Consider the following 11,976-nt stretch of genomic DNA (forward strand, 5'->3'; position numbering starts at 1 on the left):
TGCTCGGAGTCCTAGCTGCCGGACGGCGGAGGCGGTGGGGCCACCGTCGCGCCGAGCCCCAGGTGGTCGTCCGGGTCCTGGAGCTTGGCGCCCTCCGCCCGCAGCATCCGGCGGACCATCGGTTCCGGCATGCGGATCACCACCGGGCGGGCGAGGGTCGTCTCGCGTTCAACCGTCTCGGTGCGGCCGGTGCGGACGCGGTTGGTCAGGTGGGCCACCACCCGGACGTCCAGGGTGAACTGGACCAGGACCGACCTCATCTTCGGCTTGTGCAACGGCATCGAGCCCGCCTGGTTCGCCGTGGCGTCCGCCGCGCCGCCCGAACCGCCGGTGTTGCCCATCAGCTGGTTGAGCCGGAACTCGTCCGCGTTGAGCAGTCCCGCACCCCCCATCGGCCGGGCCGCCCGGCTCCGGTCGGTGGAGCTCTGGCCGTCCGACTGGGTCGGGCGCGGCGCGTCCAGGTGGCTCTGGCCCACCGTCTCGAAGGTCATCTTGTCGCCGACGCCCAGCACCCGCCCCTGCCGCAACCGCGCGTGCAGCGAGGCCCGCAGATCCTGTCCCTCCGCACCGGACGCGTGCACCGGCGGCAACTCGGCCCCCGCGGAGGTGAGCAGCGGCAGCGCGGCGATCATCCACTCGGTGGAGACCGCCTCGTTCAGCGCGTACGCGGCGGCCTGCCCCTTGTCCCGGAACCGGCCCCCGCCGCCCGCCTGTCGCACCGCCGAGTCCAGCAACTGCCGTACCTGCGTGACCCCTTGGAACCCGTTGACCTGTGCCTCCATCGGCAACCGCACCCCGCCCGCACGCCACGCGCCGAGCCCGCCCGGGGCCCGCCCGGCCGTGGGTCCGGCGGCCCGCCCGGCGGTCGGCCGTGCGTCGGCCGCGGGGGCGGCCACCCGGCTCAGCGCCGCCAGGTCGTTCTTCAGGACGCGATGGGTCAGCGACAGATTCCTCCCGGCCAGCTGGGCGAGCCCCAACCGCCGGTCGCCCTTGTACAGTTCGAGGCTCGCCCGGATCGGCACGCGCATCTTCGCCGACGGCGCCGCGCCCGCCTCCGCGACCGTCTTCATGCCGAGCTGCCCCCGGCCCGCACCGCCGGTGCGGCGCGCGTCGCTCGACGCGTAGCCGAGCCCCACCGAGCCACCCGTGCTCTTCAACTGGCCCACCCCGCCCTCGGGTTTGCCGGATCCCGCGACGATGCCCTCGACGCCGGTCGTCGCGCCCGCGTCGTGGGAGGCGGCGCTCTGGGAGACGGCCGAGGTGATGTACTCCATGTCCCGGCCGTCGTCCACGTCACCCTCGTACGTGCCGGGCCCGCTGCGGCTGATCTTGAACACCGCCCAGTACGGCGTCCTGCGGCCGTCGAGCAGTTCGACGGTGACCCCGCCGTCCATGGCGCTCGACAGCAGCCCGGCCGAGCCGTCCCGGTCCAGCACGCGCAGCAGCCGCTGCACGTTGTCGTTGCGGTCCTTGGTCTGCTGCCGGGGCAACACGGCGTCGGCGACGGCCTGTTGACCGGAGGTCGCGAGGTTCGCCCGCAGCCGGGTCAACAGCGGTACGAAGTCCGGCAGATCCTCGATCGTGCCGAAGCCGAGCGCCGTGTCGGCGCCGAGGGTCGGACCGGTGGCCCGCGCGCGAGCGGACCCGGAGACCCCGGATACCCCGACCCCCGCCGAGCCGGACGCGTCCGTGACCGCCTGTTCCCGGCCCGCCCGCTCCTGTGCCATCCGCGAACTCTCCGCCGGACTCTCGCCCTGTACCCGGGATGAAGCGGTGGTGGCGGTCTTCGCGGCCGGCGTCTCCGCGTCCAGCCCCAACTCCCGCCGTATCCGCGGCGGCAACTGCGCCTCCGTCAGCCACACACCCGCCGCCCCCGGCAGTGTCCGCGCGCCCTTGGTCACGTACGGGCCGCCGCCGGTCACCTTGACCTCCGCGACCATGTTCAGCAGCACATCGCACTGGACCAGGTACAGCGGAGCCTTCTTCGGCGTATGGGTGTTGCGCTCGACCGTGCCGGACACGGCGGTGGCCCGGGTGTCGCCCTCGCCCGAGGTGCGGAACGACGACAGGCCCTGGCCGGTGCGCCACTCGGGTCCGTTCTCCGAGACGGTCGCGCCGATCTGCACCGTGCTGCTGGTGCCCTGGCCGACCTGCCCGGCCGACTGGTGCCCGCCCAGCACGAAGGTCTCCGTACCCGGTCCCGAACCCGTGTGCAGGAACTTCGGGTTGGCGAGGGCGATCCGGGTGCCGACCGCGCCGTTGAGGGCCGCGAGCCGGCGCGGATAGCGGAGGTTCTTCACCACCCAGCCCGAGGACGCGGCCTGGCGCAGCGCCCCCTGGATCGACCGCTCACCGAACCGCTCCTCCAGCGCCTGCCGGGGCGCGAGCCCCTCCGCCTCCAGCGCGGTGTCCCTGCGCAGTCCCTTGTCGCGGGCGGCGGCCCGGGCCAACAGCTCGTAGGCCAGGGCCCGTACAGGCTCCCCGTCGAGGGTCTCCACCAGCTGCCAGTCCCGCAGCACCCGCCCGGCGGACGGCCTCGGGGCCACCGCGGCCAGATCGCCGATGCCCTCGGCGGCGAAGTCGTGATCGGGCCTGGGCGCCTGCGCCTTGCGGGCCTCGACCACGGCGTCGAGCCGCTCCTTGCCCGCCTCGTCCAGCGTGAACTCGGTCGGCGTGAGCAGCCGTACGTCCTGCTCCGGCAGGTGCAGCCCGCCCAACTGCCTGGACTCCGGACCGTTCCGGCCCGGAGAGCCGGGGGTGACGGTCCGGGCCAGCTTGCGCGGGCGGGACGTCATGGTGACGTCCACGTCCAGGCGCAGCGGCGCCGCGAAGGCGCTCGCCGACTCGGAGCCGTTGGCCACAATGTCCGAACGGCCTGTGGGCCCGGCCTGGTTGCGCCGACTGCCGGTGCTGTGCCGCTCGTAGCGGGCCGCGCCGGTCAGCACACCGGGTATCAACCGGGCCTGGCCGAGCACCAGACCGCCGATCGAGCGCGAACTGCTGCGCCCGCTCTGCGCGTTGCTGGTGACCCCGGAGTGCGCGCGCACCAGCCAGTCCTTGACGTCGCCCTGGTAGGCGGTGTCGCCCAGATCGCCCTTGACCCGCAGCTGGACGTCGTGAGCGTGCAAGGTGGTCTTGCGCCGCAGCCGGACCGTGAGGCCGGTGGACAGCAACTGGTCCTTGTTGACACGGAGGTTGGTCTCCGAGAGGGCGGTCATCAGCTCGCGGTAGTTGCGCCGCTGGACCTCGGCCTCCTCGTTGCTGGTGTGCACGCCGGGCGGGTTGGTGCCGAACGCGGGGAGATAGCCCGCCAGTCGGGGATCGGTGGCGAACATCTCGCGCACCGCCCGCACCATGGGCCCGGTGTCAATCCGGCTGAGCGCGACGTTGGATCCCTTGCCGCCGTACGGGAGATGGCGCTCGACGTCCACCTCGTCGCCGTGCTCGTCGGTCCGCTTCGGCTTCTCGACGAACTCACCGGCCGCCATCCCCGGCGGCAGCGGCAGCCCGAGCGCCTGCGCCTCGTCGGCCCGCAGGCTCATCCACACCTTCATCGAGTGCGTGGCGACCCGGCGTTCGGGGTGCAGGATCATCTCGGCCGACCGCGGACCCGTACCCTCCGCGCTGAGGGTCACCGTTCCGACGTAGAGCGCCTTCTCGCCCCGGACCTCCGCGCCCTGCCGGCTGGAGACGGTCTGCTCGGTCGCCGTGAAGCGCGCCTTGCGGGCACCGGCGACCGGCATGGCCGTGGCCCGCACGACCGCCGCGCTGCCGGACAGACCGACGCCGATCGCCGGCCCCACACCGCCCGAGATCGCCCGCCCCTTGCCCGCGCTCTCCGCGACCGTGTCCTGGCCCTGCTGGTGGGTGCGCAGTTGCGTCTTGCCGGTGCCCCACGCGGGGGAGAGGCCGCTGAGCACGGCCCGCAGGTGGTAACTGCCCGCCGTCTTCCCGTCCTTGGACTGGAGGTCCTCGCCGACCACCCCGTCCCGCAGCAGTCGGGGCAGGTCCTCCAGGACGGTCGCGGTGGCCGTCGCCTCCTGCAGCCGGGCCCGTCCCGGCGCGCCGGACGCGGTGATCGAGGGGTGCAGGACGGAGGCGACCGCGTCGAAAAGACCGCCCCCGCCGCGCTGCGGGGCACCGGTCTCGACGACGGCGACGGGCGCCAGCGAGTCGGCCTGCGAGACCGAGTCGGCGAGCGCGGCAGCCCGTACGGGATCCGCGTGCAAGGGCGCGGGGGTGCCGGGATCGCTCGTGCCGACCGGCACCAGATGCTCGGTGGGCACCCGCTGGGTGAGCGTGCCCGCGCCCTGGAAGGACTGCGCGTCCTCGCTGCCGTGCTGCTGGATCCGTACGTCGTAGAGGACCTTGCGGGTCACCTCGACCGAGCCCTTGTCGCTGCGCAGGACGCGCGGCTCGGCCACGTTCTTCTGCCGGCGGGACTCCCGCGAGGACTGCCAGGGCTGCACGTTGCCGGTGGCGGCGCCGCCGAGGAAGAGACCGGGCACGACCGGCGCGAGCCCGAAGCCCATGCCGCCGACGCCCTTGCTCGACGAACTCCCGGCCGTACTGCTCACCGTGGCACCGCTGTTGTGCTGGACGTCGACCTTGGTGTCCTTGCCCTCGGCGTCCTCCAGCTCCGCCTCACCCGTCTCCAGGCCCGCGTCGGCCACGCGCTCGGGGGGCTGGAAGGCGGGCGGCCGGTCGTCGGGGGCCCGGCGGACGGCGACCGTCACGTCGTACCACTCCTTGCCGGTGCGGCCCTGGACGGCGAAGGCCCGGCCCTGCCCGAAGAAGCTCTCCGGCCGGCCGGCCAGTTCGGCGGCGAGGTCACCGACGGCGCCGTCGCCGCGCCCGACGACCGCGGCCACCGCGTGCCGCACGAACTCGTGCCCGGTCGGGCCGTAGGCCGTGGAGAGACCGGCGGCCTGCAAGTGCAGTAGGTAGGAGGGCAGTTCGAGCCCGGTCTCCGGGCGCTCGTCCACGCCCGGCAGCGCGGGACGGGGGGCTCCGGCACGGTTGCGGCGTACGGCCCGGGTGGCGGCCCTGTTCCCCGCAGAGTTCTGGACGCCGAGCAGGGGGTGCGCGGCGGAGGCAGGCGGCCGGGTGGTGCGGGGTGCCGGGGGCGTCTGATGGGAGTCGCCGGTCCTGCCGTTCCCTGACTGCTGAGGTGTCCGCACGGCCTCAACGTAACCAGCGCCGTGGCGGCCGGAGATCGCTCCGCCCACTTCCCGCCCAGTCGCCGCTCACGCTCAACCGGCCTGCCAACTCCCGTACACCGCAAGGTCATCTACGGCTTTGCCAGCCCTTTACAACCCGCCCGCCGGCTGCCTCGTCTCTCCGCTCGATCCGTCAGCCGACCGCTCAGTGGCCTTCGCCCGACGGTCGACCGACCGCCCACCGATGAAAGAGAGCGATTCATGCGTCGAACCGGCCTCAGTGCCATGGCACTCGCCTGCGCCGCCGTCCTGGCGGGTGCGGTGCCCGCGTTCGCCGACGACACGTCCCCGTCGCCCGTCCCGAGCCAGGCGACGTCCGCCGAGCCGACCCGGGCGCCGTCCGCCGCCCCGAGCCCCGCCACCAGCGCCGAGCCGACCCGCGCGCCGTCCGACGCCCAGGTCTCCGTCCGGCCCAGCGGGGCGCCGAACACCGGTGAGGTCACGCCCTCCTCCGGTTCCGGCACAGGCACGCTGGTCGGCGGGGGCGCCGCCGCGGCGGTCGTCCTGGGCGGCGGGGTCCTCCTCGTCCGCCGCCGCCGGGCGAACGGGGTATGAGCCCCTTCTCCAGGCGCGCCTTCGCCGGGGCGGCGCTGGCCTCGCTGCTCGTCGCCTGCGGCGGCCCCGGCACCACGACCGGAGGCTCCGCGAGCCCATCACCGGCATCGGTGTCGTCCGGGACCTCCGTCCCGCCGCCCGCCAAGTCGGCGGCGGCGATGGCGCGTTCGGTCCCGGTCGGGCTGAAGATCCCGGCCATCGGGGTCGACACGTCGGTCATGCGGCTGGGGCTGGCGGCCGACGGCACCGTCGAGGTGCCGCCGATCGCCGCGCACGACCGGGCGGGCTGGTACCGGCACTCACCGACGCCGGGCCAGACCGGCCCCTCGGTGATCCTCGGCCATGTCACGGTCGGCTCCTACGGGGACGGGGTCTTCCGTCACCTGGGGGAGCTGAACCGGGGCGACAAGGTCGTGGCCCGCCTGGAGAACGGCAGGTCCGCGGTGTTCGCCGTCACGGCCGTGCGGACGGTCGCCAAGGCCGACTTCCCGACGGACGAGGTGTACGGAGACGTGGACCGGCCGGAGCTGCGGCTCATCACGTGCGGCGGAGCCCGTACCGGTGACGGCTACCAGGACAACGTCATCGTCTTCGCGACGCTGACCGGGTAGCCGACGGCCGCTCGCTCCACACCGTCCCGGATCCCGGACCGTCGGAACCCGAGCCGACGGTCCGGGCTCTTCCTCTGCGAACGCGAACGCCACCACCCCCCACATGGAGAACACAGAGAACGTTGAAACGGTCCAGTGAGAAGGCCGCGTCCGAGCTGTTCGCCGCCCTCTATCCGCGCCTCGCCGGCTGGTGCCGCCGGCTCGTCGACGACGACGAGACGGCCCACGAGATCGCCTCGGAGGCGTTCACCAGGCTGTGGGCGCGCTGGACGACCGTGTCGGAGCCGCGCGGATTCCTCTACGTCACCGCGGCCAACCTGGTCCGGGACCACTGGCGCAAACTGGAGCGCGAGCGCCGGGCCGTGCGCCGCGCCACCGACGAGGCGGCCGTGCGCCCCCAGCCGGAGCAGGAGGACCCGTCGGTACGGCTCCTGGTCCAGTCCCTGCCCGAACGGCTGCGCGTGCCGATCCTGCTGCACTACTACGCTGACATGCCGATCCGGGAGGTGTCCGTGCTGACCGGACGCAAGGAAGGAACCGTCAAGGCCGACCTCCACGCGGCCCGCGAACTGCTCCGCGCGCATCTGAGGAGAAGCCTTGATCACACACTCTGACGACGGCCCGGACTTCGACCCCGAGGACGAACTCACCGTCCTGCTGCGCCCGTCCACCGAGTACCTCGGGCCGCCCACCGGCCGCTACGAGGCGATCCGCCGCGGCGCGGCCCGCCGCAAGCTGTACAAGGCGGCCGTCGGCGCCGCCCTGACCTGCGGTGTCGCCGCCCTCGTCGTGCTGCCCCTGCGGCTGACCGCCACGGACTCCCCGTCCGCCCCGGTCCTGCCGCAGGCCCCGCCCCCGGCGAGCAGCCCGTCGAGCAGCCCGTCGAACGGCCCGCCGGCCGATCCGACGACCGGCCCCGACCGGACGCAGGCTCCCATGTCCGCGACGCCCACCCCCGTGCCCAGCCGGATGCCGTCCGGCACCACGCCCAGCCAGCGCGCCACGACGTCCGCCACCTCGGTGCCGTCGACGGCACCGACCGACGTACGGGACACGGCCTCCGTGGCACCGTCGTCGCGCCGCACCGCCGCCGCACCACGTGGCTGACACCACTCGCCAATGGTTTTGAACACGTTCAACTATGGGCGTACGCTGCCGTCATGAGCGACAGAGCCGCCCTGCTCAAGGGCATCCGCGCCTGGTTGGTCCTCTTCGTCGTCTGTCTGGTGCTCAGCGGCGCCACGGCCTTTCCGCTGGTCCACGAACTGCGCTGGACCGAGGACGTCCTGCGCTCCCTGTCCGTGCCGCAGCACCTGCCCGCGCTCATGGAGTGGATCGAGCACGTCCGCCGCGGCCTCGACACCGCCGACGCCGAGTACCCCTTCGTCCTCTACGGCACGGACTGGCTGGCGTTCGCCCATCTCGTCATCGCGGTCGCCTTCTACGGCCCCTACCGCGACCCCGTCCGCAACATCTGGGTCGTCGAGTTCGCGATGATCGCCTGCGCCGGAATCATCCCGCTGGCCCTGATCTGCGGGCCGATCCGCGGGATCCCCTTCTGGTGGACGGTGATCGACATGTCCTTCGGCGTCATCGGGATCGTCCCGCTGTACGTCGTACGCCAGAAGATCAAGCAGCTTGAGGCTCTCACCCCGAACCACGCCCCGGCGCTGGCTACTTGAGCGCGGCCAGCGCGATCCGCTGCGCCACGGCGTTCATCTCCTCGCCCTTCGCGTCCGTCGCGTTGACGGAGTAGACGAGGGTCCGGCTCAGATCGCGGGTCGCGGCGATCACCGCGCTGTAGCCGTACCGGGAGCCCGACTTGACCCAGTACACCCGCCCGTCGAGCACGAACCGCTGGAGCCCGGCGCTGTAACTGGCGTCCTTGATCCCCGCCGGGACGGTGAACATCTCCCGCAGCTGCGGCCCGGACACGATCCGCCCCCGGAAGAGCGCGGTGACCAGCCGTTCCAGATCCGCCGTCGTCGAGATCATGTCCCCGGCCGCGAACCGGTCCGCCTGGTTCCAGTCGGTGACGTCGACGAACTCCGTCGTCCCGTCGGCCCGTTGGACCGCCTGGTAGCCGTGGTTGTGCGGGCCGCGGATCCGGGGATCGGTCCCGGGGAAGTACGTGTCCCGCATCCCGGCGGGCCGCAGCACGAGCCGGGTGGCCTCGTCGGCGTACGAGCGTCCCGTCACCTTCTCGATCAGCAGCCCGAGGACCGTGTAGTTGATGTTGAGGTACTGCTGCTTCCGCCCTGGCCGGAACGCCGGACCCTTCGACACGGCCGACGCCACCACCTGCTGCGGGGTGAGCGTGTCGAAGCGGTGCGCGTACTGGGACTCGAAGTCGCCGAAGTCGCCCCACCCGTCACCGGGCTGGATGCCGCTGGTGTGGTTCAGCAACTGCCGTACGGTGATCGGCTCGAAGCGCGAGGTCAGCAGCCCGGGGAGGTAGTGCTGCACGGGCGTGCCCAGGTCGATCCGGCCCTGCGCGGCCAGCTTCAGCACGGCCGCCGCGGTGACCACCTTCGTCGTCGAACCGGCCCGGAAGCGGGCGTCCGGGTCAGCCGCCCGCCCGCTCGCCAGATCGTGCACGCCCGCGCTGCCCCGCCACCTCCCGTCACTGCCCCCGACACGCACCAGGGCCGCCGTCGCGTCCGCGTCCGGCAACCCGGCGATCGCGGCGCGCAGGGCTTCGGCGTCCGGGGCGGTGGCGGTGCTGGTGACGGTGGCCGGGCTGCCGGCCGAGGTCGAGGCCGGCGCGGCCGAGGCGGGCGCCGCCAATGGGCCCGCCGCTGCCAGGGCGAGGACGACAGAGACGGCGAGAACGGGGGTACGGGCACGCATCGGCTGCTCCAGAGGGCTGCGGTGGCGGTCGCTGTCGTCGATCAGCCTCTGCCGTGGGCGCCGCCGCGCGGATCGTCGGCGAGGAGGGTGCCGGACCCTGACCGGACCCCGAGCAACTCCCTTACGTATCAAGGGTGTTGTGAGGGATGTCCCCTACGGGCGATGACTCCGGCGGGCGACTCCGGCGGGCGACTCCGATGGGCGAAAAAGTGTTATCCCGCCCGCCCCCACCGCGTCTCCTCTCGCACCCGCCGGCCCCACACCCCGGGAGCCACCACCAAGGGCGCGGCTGAGAAGGTGCGGTCGGAGGGCGGATGACCTTGGAGAGGACGGACGTGGACGGGCGGCAGTGGCGTTCCACCATCGCGGCGGCGCAGGACGGTGACCGGCAGGCGCTGGACGAACTGGTGGCGGGCTGGCTGCCGTTGGTCTACAACGTCGTCGGCCGCGCCCTGAACGGTCACGCGGACGTCGACGACGTCGTCCAGGAGACCATGCTGCGCGCCGTCGACAACCTCGGCTCCCTGCGCGACCCGGACAGCTTCCGGTCCTGGCTGATGGCGATCGCCATGCGGCAGATACGGGACCGGGCCCGGCGCAGGTCCACGGAGAAACTGGACGAGTCGGCCGCCCGCGAGGTCACCGACTTCGCCGAACTCACCGTGCTGCGGCTCCAGTTGGAGGGCCAGCGGCGCGAGGTCGCCGAGGCGGTGCGCTGGCTGGACGACGAGGACCGGCAGTTGCTGTCGCTGTGGTGGCTGGAGGTCGCGGGGGAGGTGACCCGGCGCGAGCTGGCGGCGGCCGTCGGCATCAGCAGGCAGCACGCGGCCGTGCGCGTCCAGCGGATGAAGGAGCGCCTGGAGACCGCGCGCGGCATCGTGCGGGCGCTGGACGGCGCCTGCCCGGAGCTGCGGGAGCTGACCGGCCGCTGGACCGGCCGGCCCGACTCGGTCTGGCGCAAGCGCCTGGCCCGGCACATCAGGGGCTGCGCCTACTGCTCGGACACGCGCGAGTCCGTCGTACCCGCCGAACGCCTGCTCGTCGGCATCGCGCTCGTCCCGCTCCCCGTCGGCTTCACCGTGTCGCTGGCCCTCGGCGGCAAGACGGCGGCGGCCGCCGGGTCGGCCGGCTGGTCCGCCAAGTTGCTCGGCGCGCTCACCAAGCCGGCCGTCGCCGTGACGGCGAGCGCGACCATCGTCGCGGGCGGCGCGTACGTGGTGACGCGACCGGCCGACACCCCGCCCCCGCGCGCGGTGACCACCCCCACGGCCCAGACCTCCCGCTCCCCGTCGCCCACCGCCTCGCCCTCGTCGTCACCGTCCGTCTCCCCGTCCGCGACGCCCACGAAGAAGGCGACCGCGGTGTACGGCAGTGTCGTGGACGCCGTCGACCGGGCCCCGGACCCCGACACCCCGCCCGCCGCCCTCCCGCACCGCCCCGGATCCGGCGTCACCAGCACCGGCGGAGCGCACGCCACCATGAACCACCGCGGGGACGCGGTGACCCTCACCGGCGAGGGCTATGTCCTGGTCCGCTGGCAGATCTCGCCGCAGTACCGGGCCGGCAGCCTGGTCATGCCGAGCTGGACCGGCTTGAAGGGCAAGCTCTTCCACGTCGCCTCGGGCGGCGGCAAGCGCATGGACGACCGGGCCGGTACCACCGACAACTCCGCCACCGGCATGGGCAGTTCGGCCACCGGCTTCGCGGTCCTGCCCACCGGCACGCAGCAGATGTGGCAGAACGAGTACTTCTACGTCGACGGCGCCGTCACCCTCACCGTGAACGAACGCGGCGCCGACTACGGCCTGAACGTCTTCCCGACCACCTGGGACGCGGTCGAGAAGGACGTCACCACCGGCCCCGCCCAGGGCGCGATCCGCTACGGCCTGGTCCGCGACACGGGCAAGGACGACACCCCCGTACCGCAGTACGCCACCCGCGCGACCCCGGCGGACCCGGCGACGGTGGCGCAGCGCTCGCGCCTCTAGCCGTCAACTGCTGCTGTCTCAGCCGCCGTTGACGTCACTGTCGCTGTCGCTGTCACGCAGGGCGTGCAGGACGTCGACGCGGTTGGTGGTGATGGAGTCGACGCCGAGGTCGAGCAGGCGGCGCATGGAGCGGCGGGTGTCGGGGGTCCAGACGGAGAGCAGGTAGCCGGAGCGGTGGACGTAGGTCGCGAGGTCCCGGTCGACCAGAGCGAAGCGGTAGTTGAGCCAGCGCGGACGCACCGCGTCCAGCAGCGCGGGCCGCGGGGGCGCCAGCGACTTCCAGGTCAGCGCGATCTCGGCGGCCGGGTCGGCGGCCCGGACGGCGAGCATCGCGGGGGCGTCCGCGGTGTAGTACGCGCGGTCCGCCGCGCCGCTGTCGCGCACGACGTCCATGATCCGCCGCACGGCGGGCAGCCCCGGATCGCCGGGCAGGTCGACCATGACCCGGCGGCCCTCGGTCGCGGCCAGCGCCTCCGCGAGGGTCGGCACCCCGCCGTCCGTGAGCCCGCGCACCTCGTCGGCCGACAGGGACTTGATCGGGCGGTCGTGCTCCCACAGCCGCTTCAGCGTGTCGTCGTGCAGCAGCACGGGGACGCCGTCCTTGGTCAGCCGTACGTCGAACTCGACCGCGTCCGCGCCCTGTCGGAACGCGGAACGCAGTGAGTCGGTGGTGTTCTCACGGACGCGGTAGGGGTCGCCGCGATGGGCGACTGCGGTCACCTTCTGCATGGACCCCATTGTGGTGACTCCGTG

General features: G+C 73.3%; 9 protein-coding genes. 6 read left to right on the forward strand and 3 right to left on the reverse strand.

Translation table 11 applies throughout. The features are described 5' to 3' along the window. Positions 1–11: 11 nt before the first annotated feature. The gene (locus tag ACWD5F_RS34715; RefSeq protein WP_451260297.1) at positions 12–5,180 is read right to left on the reverse strand and encodes a hypothetical protein; all 5,169 of its coding nucleotides are present in this window, start codon (positions 5,178–5,180) and stop codon (positions 12–14) included. 240 nt (positions 5,181–5,420) lie between these two features. Here ACWD5F_RS34715 and ACWD5F_RS34720 point away from each other — a divergent pair, with 240 nt between their 5' ends. From ACWD5F_RS34720 to ACWD5F_RS34740, 5 genes are all read left to right on the forward strand, one after another. Then, positions 5,421–5,774 (forward strand): sortase-dependent protein, encoded by a 354-nt coding sequence (locus ACWD5F_RS34720; protein WP_401722942.1) that lies wholly within the window; start codon positions 5,421–5,423, stop codon positions 5,772–5,774. Further along, positions 5,771–6,385: a class F sortase gene (locus tag ACWD5F_RS34725; RefSeq protein ID WP_451260298.1), complete on the forward strand. Its 615-nt coding sequence runs from the start codon at positions 5,771–5,773 to the stop codon at positions 6,383–6,385. The genes ACWD5F_RS34720 and ACWD5F_RS34725 overlap by 4 nt, the downstream gene beginning before the upstream one ends. A 122-nt stretch (positions 6,386–6,507) precedes the next feature. Further along, positions 6,508–6,999 carry an RNA polymerase sigma factor gene (locus ACWD5F_RS34730; RefSeq protein WP_123997401.1) on the forward strand — a complete coding sequence of 164 codons (492 nt, stop codon included), beginning with the start codon at positions 6,508–6,510 and terminating at the stop codon, positions 6,997–6,999. Continuing rightward, positions 6,983–7,492 (forward strand): hypothetical protein, encoded by a 510-nt coding sequence (locus tag ACWD5F_RS34735; protein WP_451260299.1) that lies wholly within the window; start codon positions 6,983–6,985, stop codon positions 7,490–7,492. The genes ACWD5F_RS34730 and ACWD5F_RS34735 overlap by 17 nt, the downstream gene beginning before the upstream one ends. Before the next feature lie 53 nt (positions 7,493–7,545). Next, complete coding sequence (locus tag ACWD5F_RS34740; protein ID WP_451260300.1) at positions 7,546–8,067, forward strand: hypothetical protein; 522 nt, start codon at positions 7,546–7,548, stop codon at positions 8,065–8,067. On the opposite strand, the gene ACWD5F_RS34745 is transcribed toward ACWD5F_RS34740, so the two are convergent. After that, positions 8,060–9,235 carry a serine hydrolase domain-containing protein gene (locus ACWD5F_RS34745; RefSeq protein WP_451260301.1) on the reverse strand — a complete coding sequence of 392 codons (1,176 nt, stop codon included), beginning with the start codon at positions 9,233–9,235 and terminating at the stop codon, positions 8,060–8,062. The genes ACWD5F_RS34740 and ACWD5F_RS34745 overlap by 8 nt on opposite strands. Before the next feature lie 314 nt (positions 9,236–9,549). Here ACWD5F_RS34745 and ACWD5F_RS34750 point away from each other — a divergent pair, with 314 nt between their 5' ends. Continuing rightward, positions 9,550–11,223: an RNA polymerase sigma factor gene (locus ACWD5F_RS34750; protein WP_451260302.1), complete on the forward strand. Its 1,674-nt coding sequence runs from the start codon at positions 9,550–9,552 to the stop codon at positions 11,221–11,223. A gap of 18 nt (positions 11,224–11,241) precedes the next feature. On the opposite strand, the gene ACWD5F_RS34755 is transcribed toward ACWD5F_RS34750, so the two are convergent. Next, positions 11,242–11,952, reverse strand: a complete 711-nt coding sequence (locus tag ACWD5F_RS34755) for a glycerophosphodiester phosphodiesterase (RefSeq protein ID WP_451260303.1) — start codon at positions 11,950–11,952, stop codon at positions 11,242–11,244. Positions 11,953–11,976 lie beyond the last annotated feature (24 nt).

The sequence above is a fragment of the Streptomyces sp. NPDC002499 genome (genome assembly GCF_053595415.1).